Raw genomic sequence first — 26,511 nt, forward strand, 5'->3', positions numbered from 1 at the left:
CGGACCAGTGTCCGGCGTGGTCCGCGACCGTCCGGCGCAGGGAAGTTGACATTTTACGGCTCTTTATTTATATCCTGAACTAAGAGCGTGCCGACGGCGGGCCCCACACCCGCGCCGAGGACCACGTGAGCCGATCCGCGCCGGGGCAAGGCCGTCCCGGCGCCGGTTCGCCGTGGAGGTGCCCATGCAACGCCGCACGCCGAGGATCCGCGTTCTCGCCGTCCTCGCCCTGACCCTGGCCGCCTTGCTCACCGCACCGGTGGCGCAGGCCGCGCCCGTCCTGCTCTCCCAAGGCCGTCCGGTGACGGCGTCCTCGACCGAGTCCGCCGCGTTCCCGGCGTCCGCCGCCGTCGACGGCGACCCCGGTACCCGCTGGTCCAGCGCGTTCAGCGACCCGCAGTACCTCCAGGTCGACCTCGGTTCGGCCCAGCAGCTGTCCCAGGTCGTGCTCAACTGGGAAGCCGCCTACGCCAAGGCGTTCACGATCCAGGCCTCGACCGACGGTGCCACCTGGACGTCCCTCTACTCGACCACCACCGCGGCCGGCGGCTCGCAGACGCTGAACGTGACCGGCAGCGGCCGGTACGTCCGGCTCACCGGCACCCAGCGGGCGACCCAGTACGGCTATTCGCTGTGGGAGTTCCAGGTCTACGGCGGGGGCGGCACCACGCAGCCCGGTGACGTCCTGCTGTCTTACGGCAAGTCCGGTCAGGCGTCCTCCTACCAGGACGACGGCGCGTGCCCCGGCTGCCTGCCGGCGAAGGCGTTCGACCACGACCCGGCCACGCGCTGGGCGACGAGCGCGACCACCGGCTGGGTCGACCCGGGCTGGCTCACCGTCGACCTCGGCGCGCCCGCGGCGATCCACCAGGTCGTCCTGCAGTGGGACCCGGCCTACGCCGTCGCCTACCAGATCCAGGTGTCGAACGACAACGCGAACTGGACCTCGGTCTACTCGACCACCACCGGTAAGGGCTTCAAGGAGACGCTGACCGTCAACGGTTCCGGCCGGTACGTCCGGATGTACGGCACCGCCCGCTCGAACGGCTACGGCTACTCGCTGTGGGGCTTCGACGTCTACGGCACCGGCGGCAACCCGACGCAGCCGCCGCCCGCGCCGCCGGCCCCGCACTTCCCGGGCACGCTGGTCTGGAGCGACGAGTTCAACGGCGCCGCGGGCGCGAACCCGGACGCGAGCAAGTGGACCGCCGAGACCGGCCCCGGCGTCAACAACGAGCTCGAGTACTACACGAACAACAACAACGCGAAGCAGGACGGCCGCGGCAACCTCGTCATCCAGGTCCGGCGCGAAGTCACGCCCGGCTCGGCGTGCCCGGTCGACCCGATCAGCGGCAGCGGGACCTGCCAGTACACCTCGGGCCGGATCAACACCGCGGGCAAGTTCAGCTTCACCTACGGCCACGTCGAGGCGAACATCAAGGTGTCCGGCACGCAGGGGCTGTGGCCCGCGTTCTGGTTGCTGGGCGCCAACTTCTTCAGCGGCACGCCGTGGCCCAACTGCGGCGAGATCGACATCATGGAGCACGTCGGCAAGTCGCCGAACCTGGCCTACTCGACGATCCACGCCCCGGCGTACAACGGCGCCGGCGGCATCGGCGCGCCCCTCGACCTCGGCCAGGACGTCGCGGCGGGCTTCCACAAGTTCGGCCTCGACTGGGACGCGAACCACATGACCTTCTACGTCGACGGCAACGCGTTCCAGACGATCAACCGCGCCACCGTCGAGTCGACCCGCGGGCCGTGGGTCTACGACCACCCGTTCTTCCTCATCCTCAACAACGCCATCGGCGGCGACTTCCCCGGCCCGCCGGGAGCGGGCACCGTGCTCCCGCAGGACATGGTGATCGACTACGTGCGGGTCTACCAGTGAGGCGGCTCGCCCTCGGCGCGGTGGTCGCGGTGGGCCTGCTCACCGTGCCGCTGTTCACCGCCCAGGCGGCCCCGGCACTGCTCTCGCAGGGGCACGCCGTGACCGCGTCGTCCACCGAGAACGCCGCCTTCCCGGCGTCGGCCGCGGTGGACGGCGACCCGGGCACCCGCTGGTCGAGCCTCGCGGCCGACCCGCAGACGCTGCAGGTCGACCTCGGCGGATCGCACACGCTCAACCAGGTCGTGCTCCAGTGGGAGTCGGCTTACGCCAAGGCGTTCACGATCCAGGCGTCCGCCGACGGCAACCAGTGGTCCACTGTGTACTCGACGACGACCGGCACCGGCGGCACGCAGACGCTGCCGGTGTCGGGGACCGGCCGGTACGTCCGGTTGACGACGACCCAGCGCGCGACCCAGTGGGGCGTGTCGCTGTGGGAGTTCCAGGTCTTCGGCGACGGCACGGCCCAGGCGTGCGGCAGCGCGAACGCGGCACTGCGGCAGCCGTCGTCGGCCTCGAGCGTCCAGTCCGACGCCTTCCCGGTCAGCGCGGCGTTCGACGGCGACGGCGGCACGCGCTGGTCGAGCCTGGCCGCCGACCCGCAGTGGATCCAGGTCGACCTCGGCAGCTCCCGGCCGGTCTGCGGCGTGGACCTGACGTGGGAAGCCGCGTACGCGAGCGCGTACACGATCCAGCTGTCCACCAACGGCTCGTCGTGGACGACGGCGGCGACCGTGACCGGCGCGGGCGGCACCGAGCACCCGGCGGTGTCCGGCACGGCTCGCTACGTCCGGCTCAACGCCACGGCCCGGGCGACCCAGTGGGGGATCTCGCTGTGGGAGTTCGCGGTGCGCACGAGCGACAGCGCGCCGCCGACGACCACGCCGACCAACCCCGGTGGCTGCCCGTGGGTGGGCTCGACGGCGCCGGTCGCCGACCGCGTCAACCAGCTCATGGCGGCGATGACCGCGCAGCAGAAGATCAAGGTGCTGCACGGAAACGGCGCGACCGGGCCGTACATCGGCAACACCGACGCCGTGCCGGAGCTGTGCATCCCGGCCCTCGGCCTGCAGGACGGCCCGGCCGGGGTCGGTGACGGCCTCGACGGCGTCACCCAGTTCCCGGCGCCGGTGTCGGCCGCCGCGACCTGGGACACCGGGCTGCTGAACCGGTACGGCAGCGCCATGGGTGCCGAGTTCGCCGGCAAGGGCGTCGACATCGCCCTCGGCCCGACGATCAACCTGGTCCGCGACCCGCGCTGGGGCCGCAACTTCGAGACCTACAGCGAGGACCCGTACCTCGCCGGTGCGGCCGGGACCTCGACGATCCAGGGCATCCAGAGCCAGGGCGTGATGGCGCAGGCCAAGCACGCGGCGGCGTACAACGTCGAGGCCGGGGCGTCGCGCGGGACGCCGTCGGACAACGTCATCATCGACGACCGGACGCTGCACGAGCTGTACCTGCCGGCGTTCCAGCAGGTGGCGAGCCAGGGCCAGGTCGCGTCGATGATGTGCGCCTACAACCAGATCAACGGCGTCCCGGCCTGCCAGAACAGCGGGGTGCTCACCACGGCGATCAAGCAGGACGCCGGCTGGGGCGGGTTCGTCGGCTCCGACTGGGGTTCGGCGACCGGCGGTCCGCGGCAGCTGGCCAACGGCGGGCTCGACATGGAGATGCCCGGCGGCGCGTTCTTCGGCCAGGGCCTGCTCGACGCCGTCTCCCGCGGCGAGGTCACGCAGGCGCGGGTCGACGACATGGTCCGGCGTGTGCTGACCCAGATGTTCCGCTTCGGCGTCTTCGACCGCGCTCGGCGGGGGACACCCCAGTCGGTCGTGACGAACGCGGCCAACGTGGCGACCGCCCGGGACGTCGCCGCGGCCGGGTCGGTGCTGCTGAAGAACACCGGCGTCCTGCCGCTGGGTTCTTCGGTCAAGTCGATCGCGCTGTCCGGCGGCGACGGGATCGACCCGCAGAACATCGGCGGCGGCAGCGCCAAGGTCAACCCGTCGCCGGCGTCGGTCAACCCCATCAACGGGATCAAGGCGCGGGCCGGTGCCGGCGTCACGGTGTCCTATGTGGACGGCGCGGGTGAACACGTCCAGACGCCGAACATCCCGGCCGCGGTGACCGCCGCGCGTACCGCGGACGTGGCGATCGTGTTCGCCAGCTACGGCGAGTCCGAAACCGAGGACCTCGACACGATCGACCTGCAGCACCAGCAGAACGACCTGATCGACGCCGTCGCCTCGGCCAACCCGCGCACGGTCGTCGTGCTCAACACGGGGTCGGCGGTGACCATGCCGTGGCTGGGCAAGGTCGCCGCGGTGATCGAGGGCTGGTACCCGGGCCAGGAGAACGGCAACGCGCTCGCGTCGCTGCTCTACGGCGACGTCAACCCCTCGGGCAAGCTGCCGATCAGCTTCCCGAAGCAGATCGCCGACCTGCCGACGGCGAACGTCCAGCAGTTCCCGGGCGCCAACGACCGGATCGAGTACTCCGAAGGGCTCAACGTCGGCTACCGGTGGTACGACAGCCGCAACGTCGACCCGCTGTTCCCGTTCGGCTTCGGGCTGTCGTACACGACGTTCGGGTTCTCGAACCTGGTCGTCACGCCTTCCGGCACCAACGGCACCGCCACCGTGACGGCCACGGTGACCAACACCGGCACCCGCGCGGGCGCCGACGTCGTCCAGCTCTACGTCGGGCAGCCCGCCGGGAACGGCGAGCCGCCCAAACAACTGAAGGGGTTCAAGAAGGTGCAGCTCAACCCGGGACAGAGCACGCAGGTGTCGTTCCCGCTCACACCGCGGGACCTCGCGCACTGGACCGGGTCGTGGACGACCAACGCGGGCCAGTACCGCGTCTACGTCGGTGACTCCTCGCGGAACGTCCCGCTCTCGGCGGCGCTGACCGTCTCCTGAGCCCCTCGAGTCGATTCGCGGATCACCAGGGACGTCGGGACGATCAGCGGCTCGTCCGGCCGGGGTGCCCCACCCAGCCGGGCGAGCAGCTGCCGGGCCGCCGTCTCGCCCATTTCCCGCAGGGGCTGGCGGATCGTCGTCAGCGCGGGCTGCGTGTGCGCGGCCAGGGGGATGTCGTCGAACCCGACCACGGCGACGTCTCCCGGGACCGCGCGCCCGGACTTCCGGAGCCCGGCCAGCACCCCGGCCGCGGTGAGGTCGTTGTGCGCGAAGACGGCGTCGAACTCCGGCCCGGTGGCGAGCAGCTGGAGGATCGCGGCCTCGCCGCTTTCACTCGTGAAGTCGCCTTCGATGATCAGACGAGGGTCGAGCGTCAGCCCGGCTTCGCGCACGACGTCGTTGAACCCGTTGAGGCGATCGGTGGTGCAGCCGAAGTCGCGCGGGCCGGTCACGGTCGCGAACCGCGTCCGCCCGGTGTCGAGCAGGTGCCGGGCCGCGGCGCCGCCGCCCTGCCGGTTGTCCGTGCCCACCGACGGGAACGCGGGCCGCCGCCCGCGGTCGTCGATCACCACGACCGGCAACCCGGAGTCGTGCAGCACGCGCAGGTGCCGCACCGCGTCCGGCGGTTCGACGAGCAGCAGCCCGTCGAACGCCTTCGCCGACACCTGCCGGGAGAACTCCTCGAGGGATTCGGTGCCGCGGTTGGCCGTGGACAGCAGCAGGCCGTAGCCCTTGGCCTCCACGACGTCGGCGACGCCCTGCAGCACCTCGCCCATCCACGGCCAGGTCAGCCCCGGCACCAGCATCCCGACCGTGCGCGTGACCCCGCGCGCCAGCCCGACCGCGCCGGCGCTCGGGATGTACCCGGTCGCCGCGATCACCTCGCGCACCCGGATCGCGGTCGCCGCGTCCACATCGGCCTTGTTGTTGAGCACCCTCGACACGGTCGTCTTGCTCACCCGCGCCCGGCGGGCGACCTCGGCGATCGTGACGCGCATCCGTCCTCCCGGGGGCCCTGTGGTGCCAAGGTACTCGCCATCGGGGCCGCCGCGAGCGGTGCGAGATCGATCAAGTCCGGACGGACAACCGGGAAAGGCTCGCGTCGCCGGTCCGCCAGCGCGTCCGGACGGCCACGTACCGGGCCGGACCCGAGTCCGCGGTCGTGTACGTGACGCCGTCGACGCTGGTTTCGACGGTCGCGGCGGGCACCCGGCCGCGGGTCCAGGCCAGCTCGACCGCGGAAACCGCCGTCACCGCCCCGAGATCGACGACCAGCCGGCCGTCCGGGCCCGGCCGCCACGCCGTCGCCGGGTCGTCGTCCACGGCCGCGGCGGGGCTGGACATCCCCGGAGGCAGCGGCTCGGCGGGGAAGGTGGTCCGGCCGAGCGCGCGGTCGGCCAGCGGGTAGGGGCGGATGTCACCGAAGACGACCGGCACGGTTCGCCGTGGCGGCAGCAGCACCGGCCGCGCGCGACCGCCGTCCGGGGTCACCGTGACGAGCACGGGCAGCAGCCCGGCCGGTGCGGTGAGCTCGACCCGGCTCGCGTCGCGCACGACCGCTTTCACACCGGCCGGGGCCTTCAGCGTGAACCGCGGCGGCTCGATGCGGCCTTCCACCGCGGCGAGGGCGTAGGAGTACTCGGTGCCGGTCCGGGTGACGGTCTGCTCGCCGCGGTAGAGCCGGGTGCCACCCGGCAGGATCGCCGTCCCGCTCGTCGCCGCGCCGGCGAGGTTGAGCAGGACGAGGAAGCCGTCGGTGACGGTGGCTTCGACCGCGGCCGCGCTCGTGGCGACCCGGCCGGTCGGCTGGGCGGGGCCGGGGCGCAGCTCGGCGACGAAGGGGGCGGCCGGGCCGTCGGAAAGCGTGACGCGGTCACCGGTGACGGTGAGCGGGTTCGGGCCGGCGACGGTGATCCCGGCCCGGCCGTCGATGTCCAGCCGGCCCCTCGTGCTACTGAGCGCGGGGGTGGGGTAGGTCGCCGCCGTCGTCCAGGTCACGCCGTCTTCGGAGGTTTCGACGCGGTACTTGCGCCCGGCGGCCGCTTCCCAGCTCAGCCTCGCGCGGTCGATCGTGTGCGGTGCGCCGAGGTCGATCGCGAGCCAGCTGTCGGCGCGTGGCCGGTCCGAAGTGGACACTGCCCAGCGGGTGGTGGCGTCGCCGTCGCTGGCGTACTTGGCTTCCTTGCCCGCACTCGCCGAAGAGGCCGACGCGGTGCCGGCCCGCGCGAGGTCCGGGCCGTCGCCGTCCCGGACCTCGAAGGACCAGAGCGAGTAGCCGTACTGCGGGTCCGGCTGGACGCCGAGCATGCGGACGTGCCGGGCGGTGACCGGGGCGAACGTCAGGTCGTCGGTCCGGACGCCCGGCGTCTGCGCTTCGATGGTCACGGTGCCTTCGGCGGCCGTGTAGGTGCGGGCGCCGTCGAGGCCCGGGACGCCGGGCATGGCGAGGTTGTAGACGTTCAGGACGCCTTCGCCCTCGGCGACACCGGTGCTGGCGTACACGGCGGCGCCGGTCGGGAGGGTGGCGAAGGCGGCGTACCCGGTGTCGAAGCGGAGGACGCCGACGGTCCCGTCGAAGCCGTCGCGGATCTTCGCGTAGGTGGTGGCGTGACGTTCCCTGACGGCGATGTTCGTGGCCGGCAGGAGCATCGGGTTCGCGCCGCCGAGGACGAAGAGCCAGTCGTCGTGGCGGGGCTGCCAGGCGAACTTGACGAAGCCGGGCTTGGTGACGGTGGCCGCCCAGGCGCCGGGGGAGCGGTGGGCGAGCAGGCCGGGCGCGGCGCCGAAGTCGGCGGTGCCGGCGGCGTGGGCGTCGAACTCGTCCTTGGCGACGGCTTTCACCGGGCCTCGCTCGGCCCGCCATTCGTGGAGCAGGTAGCTGATGGCGAGTTCGGCGCGGGCTTCGGGCTCGTACTTGGGTTCGCCGGAGAACTTGGTGATCCGATCGGCGGGCGCGTAGGCCTGGTAGGGCTCGAGCCGGGCGGCCAGCTGGGCTTCGGCGTAGGCGGCGTGGCGGTCGCCGACGACCTGGGCGCGGAAGGCGAGCGGGATGACGTCCCGGCCGTAGAGGTGTTCGCGGTCGGCGACCATCGGCATCAGCGGCTCGCCGGCGTCGCTGGTCATCAGCAGCATGGTGCGCCAGAGCAGTTCGCCGTTCGGCTGGGCGGTGAGGACCTCGGGCAGCGGCGTGCCGGCGGCGAGGAAGTGCATCGCGTTGCGGCCGGAGGTGCGCCAGAGCTCTTCCTGGTAGTGCGGACCGAAGGAGCCGTGGTTCTCGACGAGGAAGGTGTCGTAGAGGTTGGTGGCGGTGTTCGCGTCGACGGGGTGGCCGTCGACGAGCCGCGGGTTGGCGAGGTCGGCGGCCGGCAGCCCGCCTTCGTTGCGGCTCCAGGTGCCGAAGGCTTCCCGCCAGTCTTTCGCTCGCGGATCTTGGGGCGTCCACGCGAGCGCGGGGGCGAGCGATTGGGCGTAGACACCCATTTCTTCGAGTTTGGTATCGCCCACGAAGCCGCCCTTGAGGCCGTTGGGTGTCCAGCCGCCGGAGGTCGGGTCGTCGCTGGTGCCGAGTGCGGTGGTGTAGGCGGCTTGTTCGGTGGTGATGCGCTCGACGTGCTGTTTCGTGGTGCCGTCGAGGTCTGTCCACAGTAGCCGGGCGGCGAGCAGGAAGTACGACTGGAAGGTGGTGTCGAAGAACAGCTTCCGGCCCCACTCGGTGCCGCCGGTGAACAGGTTCGACGCCGCGAAGTGCTTGATGGTGGCGAGGGTGTGGGCCTTGAGATCGGCCTTTTCGACGCCCGCGACGGCGGCGTCGTAGCCGTCGCGGGTCAGGAGGAGGGCGTTCCCGAGGACGACGGCGAAGGTGAAGTCCTTCGCGGGGTAGATGCCGGCTTCGGCGTCGAACTGCTGCTCGGCCCACCGGGTGTGCCGGAGCAGGACGCGCAGGTAGGTGGCGGCGACCGGGTCCGGCGGTGCCGCGGGTGCCTTGGGTGCTGCGCCGGCCGCTGACGCCGTGCCGGGCAGCAGGCCCGAGGCCAGCAGCGCGGCGACGCCGCCCGCGCTGAGGAGGGCTGTTCGCCGGTTCAACTCACCCATGGTCCGGTCTCCGCTCGATGACAACCTTGTCAGCGCGGATTCTGTGACGGTCGGTGGTCGTCGGGCAAGGGTGGCGGCGGATCCCGTCCGGTTTCGGACAAGGCTGGGGTAATTCGTATAACGGCTTACACCGCGCGGCTGGTTCGCTCGCGCCTTCCGAGGTCTTGAATGAGTCATTCAGGACCTCGGAGGTCCTGATGACTCATTCAAGACCTTTGGCGGGCGGCTGCTGTCTCGTCCGCGCCAGGCGAAGCGGGACCCCGCACCCCGCCGCCCGCGGCTGATCGCCGGGCGCCGCCGGCGGCAGCCAGTCGCCGCTGCCGGGGCCCGCATCCACCCGGTGGGAGCAAGCTCACCGCAGCCGACCCGCTCCGCCGTGCTGTGATGACAACGTGATCACCGCCCCCGGCACCTTCCTCCTCCTCGTCCTGGCCGGCATCGGAGCCGGCCTCACCGGAGCGACCGCCGGACTCGCCTCCCTCGTCTCCTACCCCGCCCTCCTCGCCGCCGGCCTGCCGCCCGTCACCGCGAACGTCACCAACACCGTCGCCATGCTCGGCACCACCGCCGGAGCCGCCGCCGGCGCGCGGCCGGAACTTGCCGGCCAGCGCGCCAAGCTCGTCCCGCTCTGCCTCATCACCACCGTCGGCGGCGCGTGCGGCGGCCTGGTCCTGCTCCTGACCCCCTCCGACGCCTTCACCGCCATCGTCCCGTGGCTGATCGGCGGCGCCTCGATCGTCCTGATCGCCGGTCCGCGGCTGCGCCGGTTGGCGGAAGGCGCCGAACACCACGGCCTGAGCCCGGCCACCGCCGTCGCCGCGTTCTTCATCGGCGTCTACGGCGGCTACTTCGGCGCCGCCGCCGGGGTGCTCATGCTCGCCCTGCTCGTCTCCGTCTGGAGCCAGCCGCTGGCCCGGACGAACGCCGCGAAGAACCTGGTCACCGGGTCGGCGAACCTGCTCGCCGCGATCGTCTTCGCCTTCACCGGCAAGGTCGTCTGGGCCGCCGCGCTCGCCGTCTGCCTCGGCTCCCTCGCCGGCTCGTGGCTGGGCTCGAACCTCGTCCGCCGGCTCCCGGCGACGCCGTTGCGCATCGGGATCGGCATCGCCGGCCTGGGACTCGCTGTGGTACTGGCGTTCTCCTGAAAACAGGGCATGATCGGCGGGGTATCGGCGAGCAGGAGACCAGATGAGCATTGTCGGGACCAGGGTGGTCCGCCAGGAGGATCAGAACCTGATCACCGCGGGCGGCACCTACGTGGACGATCTGCGGGAGGAAGCGCTTTCCGGCGCCGCGCATGCGGTGTTCGTGCGGAGTCCGGTCGCGCACGCGCGGATCGAAAGCATTGACGTCAGCGAGGCGAAGGCGGCGCCGGGGGTGCTCGGCGTGTTCACCGCCGCCGACCTCGGCCTCGATCCGCACGACGCGGGACCGGTGAAGGAACCGTGGCTGGCCGACGGCGTGGTGCGCTACGTCGGCGAGCCCGTCGCGCTCGTCCTCACCGAGGAGCGCTACCAGCTGGCCGACGCGGCCGAGCTGGTCGACATCGACTACGACCCCCTCGACGCCGTCGCGAGCATCGACACCGCGCTGGCGGACGAGACGCTGCTGTACCCGGACAAGGGCAGCAACGTAATGCAGGTCAACGGCGCGCAGGAGTTCGACGACGGGATCTTCGCGGACTGCGACGTGGTCGTCTCGACGACCATCGTCAACCAGCGCGTCGCGCCGGCGCCGCTGGAGGTCCGCGGCGCGTCGTGCGCGTGGGGCGAGAACGGCCGCCTGACGGCCTGGCTTTCCACGCAGAACGCCCAGATCGCCCGCACGCAGCTGGCCATGAGCCTCGGCGTCGGCGAAGAGAACGTGCGAGTCATCGCGCCGGACGTCGGCGGCGGCTTCGGCGCGAAGATCGGCGCGGACCCCGAAGCGACCGTCCTCGGCTGGGCCGCTCGCGAGATCGGCCGCCCGGTCCGCTGGGTCGAATCCCGCAGCGAGAACCTCACCTCGATGACGCACGGCCGCGCGCAGCAGAACACCGTCACCATCGGCGGCAAGCGCGATGGCACCGTCCTCGCGTACCGGCTCGACGTCATCCAGGACGCCGGCGCCTACCCGCGGACGTTGTTCCTGCCGACGCTGACCGAACTCATGGCCGTCGGCGTGTACCGGTTCCCGAAGGTGGAGACGCGCAGCCGCGCCGTCGTCACGAACACGACGCCGATCGCGGCCTACCGCGGCGCGGGCCGCCCGGAGGCGACGGCCGCGCTCGAGCGGGCGATGGACCGCTTCGCCGCCGAGCTCGGGCTGGACCCGGCCGAAGTGCGCCGGGTCAACTTCATCCGGCCCGACGAGTTCCCGTACCAGACGCCGACCGGCGCGTCCTACGACACGGGCGAGTACGCGGCCGCGCTGGACAAGGTCCTCGAGTCCGCCGGCTACGCCGAGCTGCGCGCCGAGCAGAAACGGCGTCGCGAAGCGGGCGACCACGTCGAGCTCGGCCTCGGGATCGCCGCGTACGTCGAGATCACCGGCGGCGACGCGGGCGGCGAGAGCGGCCGCGTCGACATCCACCCGGACGGCTCGGTCGTCGCCTGGACCGGCAGCTCCCCGCACGGCCAGGGTCTCGGGACGTCGCTGGCGATGCTCCTGTCCGACCAGCTCGGCGTGCCGCTGGAGAAGATCACCGTCCGCCACGGGGACACCGACGAGGTGCCCAAGGCCGTCGGCACGTTCGGCTCCCGGTCGCTGCAGCTCGGCGGCTCGGCGATCCGGCAGGCCGCCGACGAGGTCATCGCGCAGGCCCGCGAACTGGCCGCCGACCTGCTCGAAGCCGCGCCCGACGACCTCGAGCTGGACGCCGAGCGCGGCGTCTGGCAGGTCCGCGGCGCGCCGTCGAGCGCGGTGCTCAGCTGGGCGCAGGTCGCCGAAACGGCGTCCGACGGCAAGCTCACCGCGGACGTCTGGTTCGGCGGCGGCAAGCCGACGTTCCCGTTCGGCGCGCACCTCGCGGTCGTCGAGGTCGACACCGAGACCGGCAAGGTCGAGCTGCGGCGGATCATCGCCGTCGACGACGCCGGCCCGATCGTCAACCCGCTGACCTTCCGCGGGCAGCGCCACGGCGGGCTCGGCCAGGGCGCCGCGCAGGCGCTGATGGAGGTCGTCACCTACGACGAGGACGGCAACCCGACGACCGCGACGCTCGCGGACTACTCGTTCGTCACCGCCGTCGAGCTGCCGGACTTCGAGCTGGTCGACATGGCCACCCCGACCGACCGGAACCTGCTGGGGGTCAAGGGGATCGGCGAAGCCGCGACGATCGGCTCGACGCCCGCGGTGCACAACGCCGTGGTGGACGCGCTTTCCGCCCGCGGGGTGCAGCACCTGGACATGCCCACGACCCCGATCCGGGTCTGGGCCGCATTGGAAGAAGCTTCGAAGGGAAACGCGCGGTGAAGGTTTCGATCGAGGTCAACGGGCGGCCGGTGGCCGAGGAGGTGCCGGACCGGACGCTGCTGGTGCACTTCCTGCGCGACACCGCCGGGCTGACCGGCACGAACATCGGCTGCGACACGACGTCCTGCGGCGCCTGCACGGTGCTGCTCGACGGCGAGTCGGTCAAGTCCTGCACGGTGCTCGCCGCGCAGGCCGACGGCCACGCCGTCACGACCGTCGAAGGACTGTCCTCTTCGGACGGTTCGTTGCACCCCGTGCAGCGTGCCTTCCGCGAGCAGCACGGCCTGCAGTGCGGGTTCTGCACGCCGGGGATGATCATGGCGTCGGTGTCGCTGCTGGCGGACAACCCGAAGCCGACGCGCGACGAGGTGCGCGCCGGGCTCGAGGGAAACCTGTGCCGCTGCACGGGTTACCACAACATCGTCAGCGCCGTGATCGACGCGTCCGATCAGGAGGTGGACCGGTGATCCCGGCTGCGTTCGAGTACCAGCGGGTGTCCACAGTGGACGAGGCGCTCGCGTCGCTGTCTTTGCACGGTGACGACGCCAAGGTGCTGGCGGGCGGGCATTCCCTGCTGCCGCTGATGAAACTGCGCCTGGCGGCCCCGGAGTACCTGATCGACATCGGCCCGGTGGACGAGCTGCGCTACGTCCGCCTCGACGGCGACGACGTCGTGATCGGCGCGTTGTCCCGCTACAGCGACCTTTCGCGCGACCCGGTGCTGCTGGAGCACGCGCCGCTGCTGGCGCACGTGTCGGCTTCGGTGGGCGACCGCCAGGTCCGCCACCGCGGCACGATCGGCGGTTCGCTGGTGCACGCGGACTCGGCGGCCGACCTGCCGGCGGCGATCCTGGCGTCCGACGCGGTCCTGGTCGCGCGCGGCCCATCGGGGGAGCGGCGCATCCCGGCGTCGGAGTTCTTCCTCGGCCCGTTCACGACGCCGCTGGAGCCGTCCGAGCTGCTGACCGAGGTCCGGCTGCCGCGTCAGACGGGCTTGGGCTGGGGCTTCGAGAAGTTCACCCGCCGCGCGATCGACTGGGCGATGGTGGGGGTCGCCGTGGTGGGTGGCCGCGTCGGCTTGGTGAACATGGGCGGAGTCCCGTTGCGGGCAACGGCCACGGAATCGGCGTTGGCGGCGGGGGAGTCGATCGAATCGGCGGCTGCTTTGGCGGCTTCGGACACGAATCCGCCCGACGAGCCCCACGCGACGGCGGAGTACCGCCGCCACTTGGCCCGGGTGCTGACGCGCCGCGCGTTGACGGCTGCCAGTTGACGATCGTCGATCACCGGCGCCCCTCGCGGCGCCGGTGATCGCGACGGCCGATTCCCGCCAGCCAGGTGGTTTCGCAGTGGGCAGGATCGAGGCGTGAAGACTTCTGCGCACACGCCCATCGAGCCCGGTATCCTGTACTTCGGCACGCCGGTCGTGTTGATATCCAGCGAAAACGAGGACGCTTCGGCCAACCTGGCCCCGATGTCGTCGGCGTTCTGGCTCGGGTGGCGGGCGATGCTCGGGCTCGGTGCTCGGTCCAAGACCGCCCAGAACTTGTTGCGTACGCGTGAATGCGTGCTGAACCTGCCGTCGGACTCGTTGGCCGCCGCCGTCGATCGGCTGGCGTTGACCACGGGTTCGGATCCTGTTCCGCCTGGGAAGGTGAAGCGGGGGTACTTCCATGTTGCGGACAAGTTTTCGCGTGCTGGGTTGACTCCGGTTGCGTCTGAGACCGTTTCGCCGCCTCGGGTTGCCGAGTGTCCGGTTGCGATGGAGGCTGTGGTCGAGGCTGTGCATCCCGTTGCTGACGAGGATCCCTTGCAGCGTGGGGGGATTGTGGCTTTCGAGGTTCGGGTTCAGCGGGTTTTCGTGCATGAGTCGGTTCGGGTTCCCGGGAGTGCCTATCACATCGATCCGGATGCTTGGCGGCCTTTGATCATGAGTTTTCAGAAGCTTTATGGGCTTGGGTCGCAGGTTCATCCTTCTACTTTGGCTCGGATTCCTGAGGATCTCTATCGAGGGCCTGATATTGAGCGGGCGCGTTCTGTTGGTGTTGGGTCTCTTGGTTGAGTTTTACTGATGCGGCTTCGCCGGGGCGTGGGAAATCGGCGCTTCTTGTGGTCTCGTGTTGCTCGGTGCCGGAGCGCCGATTCCCCACGCTACGGTGCCCCTGCCGGACTTCTCGTGGTCTACCCGAACGAGTGATGATCGTGTGTTCGGGTTCGGCTAACCTTGTTGTATGGCAACGGAAACGGCGTGGAAGACGGATGCGATGGCCTTGGCCGATCGTGTCACCGCGCTGCTTACTGTTGTGCGGTCGGCTGAGGCGGAGATCGGTGCGCTGCTGGTCGAAATCGAGTCCCGCGGGGTGATGGAACTCTTCGGCTACCGCTCTGTTTCCCGGTTACTCGAGCACTTGGCCGACATCCCGAAGTCGGCGGCGGAGACGGTGGTCAAACGAGCCCGTGGGTTGCACGGTGGGCGTCACCTCGACAGTCCGCCCGCCGTGGCTCCCGTAACGGCGGCTGCCGCTTCTTCGGGCCGCTTGAGCAACCCGATGATCGACACCATCGTCGGAGCGTTGACCGAGATACCCCTCGAGCACCGTGACGATGCCGAACAGCACCTGCTGGCCTTGGCCGAGAATGCAGGTTACAAGCAGGTCGCTGCCCTCGGTGCGCGGATCGTGGCGCACCTGGACCCCGATGGCCCCGAACCCGACACCACCGAACCGCCGGTTCCCAGCCGCGAAGTGTCCCTGCGGCGCAAGAGAACCGGTATCTGGGAGCTGCACGGCCGCTTCGACGACGAGACAGGCACCCGAGCCAGCGCCCTGCTGGACTCCCTGGCCGAACGCCGCACAGGCGCCAACGAGACCGGTGACCACCGCTCGCCCCAGGAACGCTACGGGGACGCTTTCTCCGACGCGATCGACCTGGCCCTCAACTCCCCAACTCTGCCGATGCAGGCAGGGGAACGGGCGCACGTGATGGTCGCGGTCCACCTGAAGGACCTCAAGTCCGGCCTCGGCGAAGCCACCCTCGGCGACACGGGCACGATGTCGGCGGCCGAGGCGCGGGTCCACGCCTGCGACAGCATGATCATCCCAGCGGTACTGGGCGAGAGAAGCGAGCCGTTGAACTTGGGCCGCCTCCGCCGCCTGATCTCCGCAGGTCTGCGCCGGGCGTTGTACCTGCGTGACCGGGGTTGCGCGTTCCCGGGCTGTCACCGCCCACCCCGCCACTGCCAGGGGCATCACATCCGCCACTGGGCCGAGGGCGGCCCCACAGACCTGCACAACCTGGTGTTGATGTGCGCCCACCACCACCGACTGCTGCATCGGTCGGGTTGGGAGGTCCGCATCGCCGCCGACGGCCTACCGGAGTTCCTGCCACCAGCGTTCCTGGACAGGGAACGAAAACCCAGGCGCAACAACCTGCACCAACCGCTGCCATTCGCAGCGTAGGACAACCAAACACGGGAAAGGCCCGCAGCCAGCAGAAGGCTACGGGCCTACACCCACATCCAGATCACGTAACCCACCCCGCCGTGCGGCATCCATGAACCGTCCGCCGCGTGCGGCGAAAGGGAGACCGATCAGCCCTCCCACCAGTGCCCGCACGGCAAGCACCCGCCAGCAAGAGCCCGCCCGGCAGGTACCCGCTGGCAAGCGGCCGTCCGGCGAGTACCCGGCAGCAGGGACCTGTCCGGCACGTACCCGGCGGCATGCGGCCGTCTGGCGAGTACCCGGCGGCAAGGACCCGTCCGGCACGTACCCGGCAGCAAGGGCCTGTCCGGCAGGTACCCGCTGGCAAGCGGCCGTCCGGCACGTACCTGGCAGCAGGGGCCTGTCCGGCAGGCACCCGCTGGCAAGGGAAGTCCGGCGAGTACCCGGCGGTAAGGGCCTGCCCGGCACGTACCCGGCGGCATGCGGCCGTCTGGCGAGTACCCGGCGGCAAGGGCCCGTCCGGCAAGCACCCGCAGGCAAGGATCCGCCCCACAGGCGCCCCCGCCGAACCACGCTCGTCGGCGAACCCGCCTCAGCCGCCGAACCCGTCACGCTGCTCATCCATCTGCACACAACGGTCACCCTCACCCAGCCCATCAACCAGCGCGGCCAACTGCTTCGGTGTCAACACGCCCACCAGTGTCGAGTAGCCCGCCGCCGGCCGCCGGGCCTTGTGTAGGCCGCTGGTGGCCAGCCGTCCGCCACCGGTTGCCTCGGCCTAGCCTCCCGATTCGGGTGCGCCTTCGAGATGCTGGACCTGCCCGCCATCTGTGCTCGCACCCACCGCCTGCTCAGTCGTGAGTCGTTGCCGCGTGGGCTTCGCCTCTCCGCTGTAAGCGCGCCTCGCGCGCGGTGAACCGGTGTTTCTCCGCTTGAAGCGCCCGCCGTTCGCAGGCGAACCCTGCATTAGCGTCGCCCACGCATGTTCTCCGCCGCCTCGAACCAACCCGAAGCCCCTCAGCGAACCGAACTCAAGTCGCGTCGAGCTGGGTCAGCAGTGGGCCCAACGTCTTGATCCCCGCCGTCACCGCTGCGCGCCCCTTGGCCGAACTCACCGCCGGCTGCTGCGTCAGCAACACCACCACATACCTCCCGCTGACCACCCCCGTCGTGTTCAACACCAGCGCGTTCCGCAAGATCATCCACCCCTGTTTGATCTGCCAGGACCGCCCCGGCAACCCGTCCGGGATCCCGAAGTACTGGTCCCACCCGTCGTCCGCCGGGTTGCGGGCTCCCGCCAGTGCCGCCAGCAATGGGGCCGCCACCTCGTCCGGGATCACGTCCAGCATGTACTCGTACGTCGCCACCACGTCGGCCGCGCTCGTCTTCGCCATTCCCCACTGCGTCGGGTCCGTTGGCGGTGTTGTGTGGGACAGCCCGATCAACGCCGCCGTTCGGGTCACTATCGCGTTGCCTCCGTTGCGCTCCCAGAACGCCGAGGCTATTGCGTCGTTGCTGCCCTCCAGCATGTCCGTCAGGTCCTCCACCGCCGACGCGTCCGGGAGGGCCCACGTTCCGTCCTCCTGGCGGACCTCGTCGATCGCGATCAGGAGCTTGACCAGCGATGCCGTGTAGTACGGGCTGTCCGCGTCCACCGATGCCAGCTCCTTGTCCGACTCGCGGTCGTACAGGACGAAACCGACACTCGTTCCGCTGGACGCCGCCGTCACCGCGGCGCTCACCTCGCCGGCCACCGATGACAGGTCCGGCAACGGCTCAGTCGACGCCACCGGGCTGACCGCCGTGTCGTCGGGCGACGGCGACAGCGACGGCGACGGCGACGCCGACACAGCCGACACCGACGGCGACACCGTCGTCGCCCGGTGTCCCTCCGTGGCCACCACCATCCCGGCCGTCAGCGCCGCCGCCGTCAGGCCCGCGCCCGCCAGCGTCCAGCCGATCCGTCTTCCCATGACCGCTCAACGTGCGGCGCACCCCGATCGACCTGTCGTTTTGCTGTGTCTTGCTGTGGAGACGCTGTGGTCCGGACCGTGGGACACCCGCGCGGCAGGCGTAGCGTCGTCTCGTGAGCGACTTCAAGATTCTCGTGGTGGGGGCCGGGGCTACCGGTGGGTACTTCGGCGGGCGGCTGCTGCAGGCCGGGCGGGACGTCACCTTCCTCGTGCGGCCGGCCCGGGCGAAGCTGCTGCGGGAACGCGGCCTGCGGATCGTCGGCCTCGGTGAAGACACCGTCCTCGACGCGCCGCTCGTCGAGACCGGCTCCCTCGACCGCACCTACGACCTCGTGCTGGTCGCCGTCAAAGCCACCGGGCTCGCCTCGGCCATCGACGACTTCGCCCCCGCCGTCGGGTCCGGCACGCTGGTCCTGCCGTTCCTCAACGGGCTCGCCCACGTCGACGTCCTCGACAAGCGGTTCGGCCCGGACGCCGTGCTCGGCGGCGTCGCCAAGGTGCAGACGACCATCGACGACGACGGCGCCATCCGGCGGCTCGGCCCGCTGCAGAGCCTCGCCTACGGCGCCCGCACCGAAGCGCCCGAAAAGGCCGAAGCGCCCGGAAACCTCGCCGACGTCGACGACGCCCTGAAGAACGCCGGGTTCACCGCCGCCCTGGACGCGCGGATCACCGAGTCGATGTGGGCGAAATGGGTGTTCATCGCCGCGATCGGCGCCGTGAACAGCCTGATGCGCGGCACCATCGGCGACGTCGTCGCCGTCCCCGGCGGCACGGAGTTCGCCGAAGCCGTCGTGGCCGAAGCCGCCGCCGTTGCCGCGGCCGCCGGGTACCCGGTGCCCGCCGCCGACCTCGCGGCCACCCGCAAGACCGTCACCGACCCCGCGATGGGGGGATCTTCGCTGTACCGCGACCTGCTCGGCGGTCACCCGGTCGAGGGGGAGCAGATCTTCGGCGACCTCACCGCGCGTGCCCGTGAGCTGGGCGTTGCGACGCCGCTGCTCGATCTCGTCACCCTCCAGTTGCGCGTGCACCAGCACCGCATCGGGTGAAAAGATCACCGAGCGCGCTTTGCCCGCACAGGCCGGGGATCGTGGTCTTTCGGGCACCCGCGTGGCGGCGCCGACGCGGGGTTCCCGGGCACTGCTAACCTTCGGCAGGAAAGTTGCTTGAGGGTTTGACGAACGAATGCAGCGAGGGGAAATGGCGGACAGGTTCGAGTTCGTCCTCGAGGTCGTCGAAGCCCTCGTCGTCGGCCAGGCGACCGGCGGCGACATCCGGCGGTACCCGTTGCGCGCGGGCAACCTCCCGGCGGACCCGGTGCGGTTCGTGCGGGTCGCGCGCCAGGTGTACGACGCGCTCGAGGAGCGACGGCTTTCGGTCTCGGGCGAACTGCACCCGGGCGTGCGGACGGCGTTCGAGCTGCTCGCCGAGCCTCGGGTTTCGGTTGCGGTCAGCGGGATCGACGGCCTCGGCGCCGACGTCGCCGTGCTCGTGGTCACCGACGGCGCCCAGGCGCTCGGCGTCACCCAGGCCCCGGACACCGACGACCTGCTCTTCTCGCTCTTCGCCGACGAGGAGCTGGTCGAGGTCGTCACCGGTGTGCTGCCGCCCGCCCCCGCCGCGACCACCGGCAGGCACGTCGTGCACCGCGCGGCCGGGCGCGAGGTCTCGGCCATGACGGCGAAGCGGATCGCGGACGCCGAGTTCGACGAAGAAGAGACCGACGCCTTCGGCATGATCGAGGTCAAGGCCGTGGTGCGGCCGGGCCGCCGGCCGCCGGCGCCGAAGCCGTCGGACGTCGCGGTGCTCGAACGCGTGCTCGCCGAACCGCGGCTCGGCGGCGGCCACATCGCCGTCACCGCGCAGGGCAGGCGCGGCGAGCGGCTCGCGGGCGACCCGCTGAGCTGGCTGGACACCGCCGACGGCCGCTACCTGGTGCGCACCACGACCGGCGAAGCCGGCGAACTGACAGCGGAATACGTACCGGCCGGGCGGGCCGACCTCGCCCGCGCGATCCGCGACGCCATCGCCGCGGTGTACTGACCGGAAAGGGAACAGTCCTGATGACGGAAGAGACCCAGGCGGTTGCCCAGGCTCTCCAGGCGACGGCGCAGATGCAGACCGCGACCGAACCCGCCCAGAAGGCGATGGCCGCGGTCCGCGTCGGGCTCGCCGGCGCCCAGCTGAAGCGGCTCGCGCAGACCGGCGGCTTCGCCATCGACGACACCACGGGCAACCAGCTGATCGAAGCCCTCGAAGGCGTGCTCGAGTCGCTCGAGCAGCGCTGGGCGACCCTGCAGCGGCTGCACGACGCGCCCGCGATGAGCCGGACCGCGACCGGCCAGTGGGTTTCCGCGCACATGGTGAGCACCGCCGCCGACGAGAACGGCCTGGTCACGCAGCTGCAGGCGGCGCGCCAGGAGTTCCCCACCTACATCGAGGCCATCAAGCTGGCCAAGCAGAACTACAAGTCCCGGGAAGAGACCACGCGCGCGACGCTGACCTCGCTCCCGACTGCCGACCAGAGCTGAGGGAGACCGTGGCACCCACCGCCGAGTCCGTCTCGGACCCGTCGTCCCCGGACTACAACCCGCGCAGTCCGCTGTACGACGTGACGGCCGATTCGTCGTCGAAGTACTACGTCGGGCCGCTGAAGACGGACAACACCCCCTCGGGTGACGAGATCCGCGAGATGGCCACCCAGCAGATCGACGACGAGATCCGGGCCGGCTGGCTCGGCCCCGCCGTCGACCCGGTGCTGCGCGACAAGAAGATCCAGGAGCTGTACCAGCAGCACCTCGACAACGCCAAGCACGGCCTCGACGAGGGCCTCACCATGCGTGAGAACGGCGGCGCCCCGAAGACGCTCTGGGCCAACGCCAGCCACGAGCAGATGAACGACGCCATCACGCAGGACGCCAACCCGGCGACCGTCGCGGAGACGTCGGAGGAGTGGGTGAGCGTCGGCAACGACCTCGGCACCCACCAGAAGACCCTCGGCGACGCGATCAACGCGAGCACCAGCAACTGGCAGGGCGACGCCGGTGACGCCGTCCGCGAGCACCTCGCCGGCGTCGGCAAGTGGCTCGGCGCGACCGCGCAGGGCGCGACGCTCGCCGGCCGCCAGCAGGAGATCCACTCCCAGGCGCTCAACGAGACCCAGCGGCAGATGGTCGCGAACCCGCCGGTGCAGTTCGACCTGCAGAGCACCAACCAGAAGCTGATGGCGATGACCGACCCGGTGCAGTACGCGGCCGCGGCCGGCGAGGCGATGCAGACCTACCGGGCGCAGACGGCCGCGCGGGACCACGCCGCGCAGATCATGACGCAGTACGACGAGACCATCGGCGCCGCGGTCGCGACACCGCGGTTCCCGGCCCCGCCGAAACTCCCGACGGCCACGGCGCAACGCCAGGGCACGGCGATGGGCGCGGGCGGCGCGGGCGCGGGCGGCGCCCAGCCGCTGATGGCGCGCACGGCGATGGACCCGGCGCTGGACCCCACGGCCGCGGGCCGCACCCCGGCCGGCCTGGACGCCGCCGGGCTCGACGGCGCGGGCGGCGCCGGCGGCAGCGGTGCCGGCATCCCCGGCGGCGGTTCGGGCGCGGGTGGCTCCGGCTTCTCCGGCAGCGGCATCCCCGGCGACGGTTCGGGCGCGGGCGGGTCCGGCTTCTCGGGCGCCGGCATCCCCGGCGGTGGCAGCGGAGCCGGCGGCTCGGGCTTCTCCGGGGCCGGCATCCCGGCCGCCAGCGGTGGTGGCGGGGCCGGCGGGTCGGGCTTCTCGGGCGCCGGCATCCCGGACATCCCCGGCGGCAGCTTCACCGGTTCCGGCATCCCCGGCTCGTCCGTGCCGGGCTTCGACGACTCGACGACGTCGTCCGGCTTCACCCCCTCCGGGATCGGCGGGAGCACCGGGGGAACCGGCGGCACCGGCTACACGCCGCCGTCGATCCCGAACATCCCGGACGTCTCCGGCGGTGGTGGCGGCGGCATCCGCGGCGGCAGCCCGATCCCCGGGTTCACCCCGCCCGGCATCGACCCGATCACCGGCCTGCCCACCGGCACCGGCCCCGGCGGCATCCCGAACAGCAGCATCCCGGGCGGCGGCAAGATGCCGACCATCGGCCGTGGCGGCGGGATCAACGGCGAGAGCATCGCGAGCCGGCTCGGCGGCATCGGCGGCGGAACCGGGGGCGGTTCCCTCGGCGGGATCGGCGGCGGTGGCGCGGGTGCCGGCGGCGTCGGCGGTGGCGTGCGCGGCACGGGCGCGGGCAGCCTGGGCGGCGGTGCCGCGTCCGGCGCGGCCGCGGAGGCCGAAGCGGCGGCGGCGCGCAACGCGGGCCTGGCCGGCAAGTCCGGTGCCGCGGGCAGCCCCGGCATGGGCGGCATGGGTGCCGCCGGCCGCGGCGGCAAGAAGGAAGACGACAAGGAACACAAGTCGGCCGACTACCTCGAAAGCGACGACCCCAACTTCTTCGCGGGCGAGCAGGCGGTGGCGCCGCCGGTGATCGGCGACTGGAAGAACCAGGATTGGAAGTGAACGCATGACGGCCGCGGGCTTCGAGGTCGAACCGGACGAGCTGGTCGCGCACGCGAGCCACGTCGAGAGCCTGGTGGACCGGCTCGACACGGCGGCGGCCGCGGCCGACTCGGCGATGTCGGACCACGCCTACGGGCTGCTGTGCGCGTTCCTGCCGCCGATCATCCGGCCGACGGGGGAGAAGGCGAAGGAAGCGCTCACCGCGTCGTCCGAGGGCGTCCGCGGGCTCGCCGACAACGTCAAGACGGCGGCGCAGTCCTACCGCGACGGCGAAGAGGCCAACGCCCAGCCGTTCGAGCGGCAGCTCGCCGCGTCGCCGCGCACGGCGGAATCGAGGCAGGCGTGACCTCTCCGAACAACGGCATCGGCGACCTGATCCGGGACCCGGACGAGGCGATCCGCCGGATGGACGACTGGGCGGCCGGGTTCGCGGCCAAGGCGCAGCGCTACCAGGCGGCGCAGGAGGAGACCGAGCGGCTGCGGCTGACGGCGACCAGCAGCGACGGCGCGGTCAGCGTCACCGTCGGCGCCGACGGCACGGTCACCGACCTGACGTTCAGCAACAAGGTCAAGTCGTTCCCCCTGGACGAGCTGTCCCGGGCCATCCTGACCACCATGCGGCGGGCGCAGTCCGGCATCGCCGAGAAGGTGGCCGGGGTGATGTCCGAGCAGCTCGGCGACGAGGACCGCGAGACCAGGACGCTGCTGCTGGACAACCTCCGCGGCCGGTTCCCCGACCCGGACGAGCCCGACGAGCCGCCGGCCGCCGAGCCGCCGCCCTCCCCGCCGTCGCCGTCCGGTGGCGCCGCGACGCCGCCGCCCTCGGCGGGCCCGGCGACGCCGCCGCGCCGCGGGACCGGGGCCGATCCGGACGAGCAGGACAACAACCCCTGGTGACGCCGGGCGGCGAGACCGCTCGACAGGAGGGCTTCCGGGGTCGACACTGATTCGATGACCGGCCTGATCCCCGGAAGCCGCGTCCGCCTGCGCCCCGCCGCAGCCGCGGACGCCGCCCGGTTCGAGGAGATCCTGTCGCACCCGGACATCGCCCGCTGGTGGGCGGACGCCGAAGAGCCGGTGGCCACCCAAGTGTCCTACCTGCTCGACCCCGACGAAGGCACCACGACGTACGCCATCGAGCACGATGACGTCGTCGTGGGCATCGAACTGGCCTTCGAGGAAGCCGATCCGCAGTACCGGCACGCCGGGATCGACATCGCGGTCCACCCGGACTGGCAGGGCCGCGGCCTCGGCACGGACGCGATCCGGACGCTGGCCGAGCACCTCTTCACCGTGCGCGGGCACCACCGGCTGGTGATCGACCCCGCGGCGGACAACAAGTCCGCCATCCAGCTGTACCAGTCGCTGGGCTTCCAGCCGGTCGGCCGGATGCGCGCGTACGAACGCGGTCCGGACGGCAGCTGGCACGACGGGCTGCTGATGGACCTGCTCGCCGAAGACCTCGTCCCCGCGCTGGCCGGCTCGTGAGCACCCCGGTCGCGGCACGACAGCTGCGGCGGGTCGCCGTAGCCAGCGCGATCGGGACCACCATCGAGTGGTACGACTACTTCATCTACAGCACGGCGACGGCGCTCGTGTTCGGCAAGCTCTTCTTCACGACGCTCTCCCCCGCGTCCGGCACGCTCGCCGCGTTCGCGACGCTGGGCGTCGGGTTCCTGGCCCGCCCGGTCGGCGGGATCCTGTGGGGCCACTTCGGCGACCGCGTGGGCCGCAAGGCGATGCTGGTGCTGTCGCTGCTGCTGATGGGCTTCGCCACGGTCGGCGTCGGCCTGCTGCCGACGTACTCCGCGATCGGCGTCTGGGCCCCGATCCTGCTGCTCGTCCTGCGGCTGCTGCAGGGGCTGAGCGCGGGCGGCGAGTGGGGCGGCGCGGCGCTGATGGCGGTCGAGCACGCGCCGGAAGGCCGGCGCGGCCGGTACGGGTCGTTCTCGCAGATCGGCGTCCCGGCCGGGCTCATCCTGGCGCAGCTGCTGTTCTTCATCCTCGGCCGGTCGCTGACCGACGCGCAGTTCGCGTCCTGGGGCTGGCGGGTGCCGTTCCTGGCGAGCATCGTGCTCGTCGGCGTCGGCCTGGTGATCCGGCTGCGGATCGAGGAGAGCCCGGTGTTCGCGCGGCTGCGGGAGTCGGACGCGCGCAGCCGCCGTCCGATGGTCGACGTCTTCCGGGAACGGCCGCGGGCGGTGCTCGTGGCGTCGGGCAGCTTCATCGCCAACACCGCGATCGGCTACATCTTCCTGGCGTACCTGCTGTCCTACGGCACGTCCGTGCTGAAAATCGACCGCACCACGCTGCTGGTCGTGGTCATCGTCGGCAGCGTGACGTGGCTGGTGAGCATCCTGGTCACGGCGGCGTGGTCGGACAGCGTCGGCCGCAAACCGGTGTACCTGGCGGGGTCGATCCTGCTCGTCGTCTGGCCGATCCCGTTCTTCCTCCTGGTGGACACCAAGGCCGCGGTCTGGCTGATCGTGGCCGTGGTGGTGCTGAACATCGGGCTGGGCGCGACCTACGGGCCGCAGTCGGCGTTGTTCGCGGAGCTGTTCGAGCCGCGGTACCGCTACAGCGGCGCGTCGTTCTCCTACGCCGTCGGCGCGGTGCTCGGCGGCGGGTTCGCACCGCTGATCGCGACGGCGCTGCAGACGTCCACCGGGACTTCGCTTTCGGTGTCGCTCTACCTGGTGGCGGTGGCGCTGCTCAGTTTGGTGGCGGTGCTGTTCATCCCGCGCTCACAGCCGGTCTAGCCGGACCGCGGCGGCCATCCGCTCGTAGCCCGCGTCGCCCGGGTGCAGGTGGTCGCCGGAGTCGTAGGCCGGCAGCATCCGCAGCGGGTCGGCCGGGTCGCGGACGGCGGCGTCGAAGTCGACGACGCCGTCGAAGACCCCGCTGGTGCGGATGAACGTGTTCACCGCGGTGCGGGTGGCTTCGAGGGTTTCGTCGTAGACGCGCCAGCCCTTGAACGGCGTGAGCGTGCCGCCGAGGACGCGGATGCCGCGGGCGTGCGCCTGCGTCACCAGCTGGCGGTAGGCCGAGGTGATCGCGTTGGGGTCGGTCTGGTGCGGGTCCTGCTGGATGTCGTTGATGCCCTCCAGCACGATGAGCGTCCGGACGCCGCCGACGCTCAGCACGTCGCGGTCGAAGCGGGACAGCGCGTTCTGGCCGGCGCCGGAGCCGGGGACGTCGAGCAGCAGCCGGTTGGCGCTGATGCCGGCGTTGAGGACGCCGAAGCGGCCGTGGAGCCGGTCGGCGAGGTAGTCCGGCCAGCGGTGGTTGGCTCCGGCGACCGAGCCGACGCCGTCGGTGATCGAGTCGCCGAGCGTCACGATCGAAGCGTCGGCGCTGCCTTGGACGTCGACGCCGGAAACGTAGTGCCAGACGGAAGTCTGCTCGGTGTAGGGCGCGCCGGCCTCGCTGCCGGCGAAGTCGCCGGCGCGGGTGAAGTACGACGTCTGCGACGCGGCCGGGTGGTAGGTCACCGGGCCGGACTTCGTGGGCACGTACGTCGTGACGAGCAGGTTGGCGTCCGCGGGAACCCGCAGGTTCACCGGATCGCTGAGCGCTTCGGCGCCGGCGGGGACGACGACGCTCGGCGCGCCGCCGAAGGTCAGCGAGCGCAGGGTGCCGGGCACGGCGTCGGGTCCGGTGGCCTGCACGGCGATGGTGACGTGCCCGAAGGTCACGGGGGAGGCGCCGAAGGCGTTCGAGAGGTGGACGCGTGTGCGGCTGCCGCCGGCACTGGAGTGCACGACGTTGCGGATCGAGAAGCCGGGGTAGCCGTCCGGGGTGTTGGCGACGGCGGCCGCGGGCGCGGCGGCCCAGGTGCCGACCCACCCGTTGACGGCGTGCTCGGTGACGGTCGGGACAGCGCTTTCCGGTTTCGCGCTGCCGGACGTCGTGAGGATGCCGAACCCCGCCAGGACTGCCGCGCTCACGGCCAGGAAGCGTCGCATGAACTCACAGTGGCGCGGCTGCTCCGGGCCAGGGACCGCTGATCAGGTGAGCGAACCGGACAAGATCCCGGACAGCGGCCGGGGGCGGGCCCGTCCGGGATTCTGGGGATGCCGGACGGGCCCGCGCGAGGTGGCCGTTGCCGCGACGGCCGCTCGCCGGAGTGCCCGGTCCCGATCGGGCGGAGGCTGGCCCGGATCGTTGCGTCGTGGCGACCCCGGAGGGCGTGTGCGAGACG

The 26,511-nt window shown here is 71.6% G+C and carries 20 protein-coding genes; 16 read left to right on the forward strand and 4 right to left on the reverse strand.

All coding sequences use genetic code 11. The annotated features are described in order from the left end of the window. Positions 1-184 precede the first annotated feature (184 nt). Both ACIQWX_RS19510 and ACIQWX_RS19515 read left to right on the forward strand, forming a co-directional pair. Entirely contained in the window at positions 185-1,891 is a 1,707-nt protein-coding gene (locus tag ACIQWX_RS19510; RefSeq protein WP_400872543.1) for a discoidin domain-containing protein, read from the forward strand. Continuing rightward, entirely contained in the window at positions 1,888-4,809 is a 2,922-nt protein-coding gene (locus ACIQWX_RS19515) for a glycoside hydrolase family 3 C-terminal domain-containing protein (protein ID WP_400872545.1), read from the forward strand. Before ACIQWX_RS19510 ends, ACIQWX_RS19515 begins: the two co-directional genes overlap by 4 nt. Here ACIQWX_RS19515 and ACIQWX_RS19520 read toward each other — a convergent pair. Together ACIQWX_RS19520 and ACIQWX_RS19525 are read right to left on the reverse strand one after the other, a co-directional pair. Continuing rightward, complete coding sequence (locus ACIQWX_RS19520) at positions 4,752-5,807, reverse strand: LacI family DNA-binding transcriptional regulator (RefSeq protein ID WP_400872548.1); 1,056 nt, start codon at positions 5,805-5,807, stop codon at positions 4,752-4,754. The two genes, ACIQWX_RS19515 and ACIQWX_RS19520, sit on opposite strands and share 58 nt — an antisense overlap. A gap of 70 nt (positions 5,808-5,877) precedes the next feature. Then, a complete protein-coding gene (locus ACIQWX_RS19525; protein ID WP_400872551.1) occupies positions 5,878-8,901 on the reverse strand; it encodes a discoidin domain-containing protein in 3,024 nt (1,007 codons plus the stop codon). A 392-nt stretch (positions 8,902-9,293) separates the two neighbouring features. Between ACIQWX_RS19525 and ACIQWX_RS19530 the strand changes: the two genes are divergently transcribed. The 6 genes from ACIQWX_RS19530 to ACIQWX_RS19555 all read left to right on the forward strand — a co-directional run bounded on the left by ACIQWX_RS19530 (position 9,294) and on the right by ACIQWX_RS19555 (position 15,812). Then, positions 9,294-10,046, forward strand: a complete 753-nt coding sequence (locus tag ACIQWX_RS19530; protein ID WP_400872554.1) for a sulfite exporter TauE/SafE family protein — start codon at positions 9,294-9,296, stop codon at positions 10,044-10,046. Positions 10,047-10,089: 43 nt separating this feature from the next. Next, the gene (locus ACIQWX_RS19535) at positions 10,090-12,354 is read left to right on the forward strand and encodes a xanthine dehydrogenase family protein molybdopterin-binding subunit (RefSeq protein ID WP_400872557.1); all 2,265 of its coding nucleotides are present in this window, start codon (positions 10,090-10,092) and stop codon (positions 12,352-12,354) included. After that, on the forward strand, positions 12,351-12,821 hold the full coding sequence (locus ACIQWX_RS19540) for a (2Fe-2S)-binding protein (RefSeq protein ID WP_400872560.1): 471 nt from the start codon (positions 12,351-12,353) through the stop codon (positions 12,819-12,821). The genes ACIQWX_RS19535 and ACIQWX_RS19540 overlap by 4 nt, the downstream gene beginning before the upstream one ends. Then, positions 12,818-13,627, forward strand: a complete 810-nt coding sequence (locus tag ACIQWX_RS19545; RefSeq protein WP_400872562.1) for an FAD binding domain-containing protein — start codon at positions 12,818-12,820, stop codon at positions 13,625-13,627. Before ACIQWX_RS19540 ends, ACIQWX_RS19545 begins: the two co-directional genes overlap by 4 nt. A gap of 93 nt (positions 13,628-13,720) precedes the next feature. Further along, positions 13,721-14,416: a flavin reductase family protein gene (locus tag ACIQWX_RS19550; RefSeq protein WP_400872565.1), complete on the forward strand. Its 696-nt coding sequence runs from the start codon at positions 13,721-13,723 to the stop codon at positions 14,414-14,416. Positions 14,417-14,585: 169 nt separating this feature from the next. Then, on the forward strand, positions 14,586-15,812 hold the full coding sequence (locus ACIQWX_RS19555; protein ID WP_400872568.1) for a DUF222 domain-containing protein: 1,227 nt from the start codon (positions 14,586-14,588) through the stop codon (positions 15,810-15,812). Positions 15,813-16,825: 1,013 nt separating this feature from the next. On the opposite strand, the gene ACIQWX_RS19560 is transcribed toward ACIQWX_RS19555, so the two are convergent. Next, positions 16,826-17,767, reverse strand: coding sequence for a hypothetical protein (locus ACIQWX_RS19560; protein WP_400872570.1), 942 nt, complete (start codon positions 17,765-17,767; stop codon positions 16,826-16,828). Positions 17,768-17,880: 113 nt separating this feature from the next. Between ACIQWX_RS19560 and ACIQWX_RS19565 the strand changes: the two genes are divergently transcribed. The 8 genes from ACIQWX_RS19565 (at position 17,881) to ACIQWX_RS19600 (ending at position 25,069) form a co-directional block, all read left to right on the forward strand. Continuing rightward, positions 17,881-18,819: a 2-dehydropantoate 2-reductase gene (locus ACIQWX_RS19565; protein WP_400872572.1), complete on the forward strand. Its 939-nt coding sequence runs from the start codon at positions 17,881-17,883 to the stop codon at positions 18,817-18,819. A 151-nt stretch (positions 18,820-18,970) separates the two neighbouring features. Continuing rightward, positions 18,971-19,813, forward strand: coding sequence for an ESX secretion-associated protein EspG (locus ACIQWX_RS19570; protein WP_400872575.1), 843 nt, complete (start codon positions 18,971-18,973; stop codon positions 19,811-19,813). 20 nt (positions 19,814-19,833) lie between these two features. After that, on the forward strand, positions 19,834-20,301 hold the full coding sequence (locus ACIQWX_RS19575; protein WP_400872578.1) for a hypothetical protein: 468 nt from the start codon (positions 19,834-19,836) through the stop codon (positions 20,299-20,301). A gap of 8 nt (positions 20,302-20,309) precedes the next feature. Continuing rightward, positions 20,310-22,310 (forward strand): hypothetical protein, encoded by a 2,001-nt coding sequence (locus tag ACIQWX_RS19580; RefSeq protein WP_400872580.1) that lies wholly within the window; start codon positions 20,310-20,312, stop codon positions 22,308-22,310. Positions 22,311-22,314: 4 nt separating this feature from the next. Continuing rightward, on the forward strand, positions 22,315-22,656 hold the full coding sequence (locus tag ACIQWX_RS19585) for a type VII secretion target (protein ID WP_400872583.1): 342 nt from the start codon (positions 22,315-22,317) through the stop codon (positions 22,654-22,656). Beyond that, on the forward strand, positions 22,653-23,207 hold the full coding sequence (locus ACIQWX_RS19590) for a YbaB/EbfC family nucleoid-associated protein (RefSeq protein WP_400872586.1): 555 nt from the start codon (positions 22,653-22,655) through the stop codon (positions 23,205-23,207). The genes ACIQWX_RS19585 and ACIQWX_RS19590 overlap by 4 nt, the downstream gene beginning before the upstream one ends. Before the next feature lie 54 nt (positions 23,208-23,261). Next, positions 23,262-23,798: a GNAT family N-acetyltransferase gene (locus tag ACIQWX_RS19595; protein WP_400872589.1), complete on the forward strand. Its 537-nt coding sequence runs from the start codon at positions 23,262-23,264 to the stop codon at positions 23,796-23,798. Beyond that, complete coding sequence (locus ACIQWX_RS19600; RefSeq protein ID WP_400872592.1) at positions 23,795-25,069, forward strand: MFS transporter; 1,275 nt, start codon at positions 23,795-23,797, stop codon at positions 25,067-25,069. The genes ACIQWX_RS19595 and ACIQWX_RS19600 overlap by 4 nt, the downstream gene beginning before the upstream one ends. On the opposite strand, the gene ACIQWX_RS19605 is transcribed toward ACIQWX_RS19600, so the two are convergent. Continuing rightward, positions 25,055-26,275, reverse strand: coding sequence for an SGNH/GDSL hydrolase family protein (locus tag ACIQWX_RS19605; RefSeq protein ID WP_400872594.1), 1,221 nt, complete (start codon positions 26,273-26,275; stop codon positions 25,055-25,057). The two genes, ACIQWX_RS19600 and ACIQWX_RS19605, sit on opposite strands and share 15 nt — an antisense overlap. Positions 26,276-26,511 lie beyond the last annotated feature (236 nt).

This window comes from Amycolatopsis sp. NPDC098790, from assembly GCF_044759945.1.
Taxonomy (GTDB): domain Bacteria; phylum Actinomycetota; class Actinomycetes; order Mycobacteriales; family Pseudonocardiaceae; genus Amycolatopsis.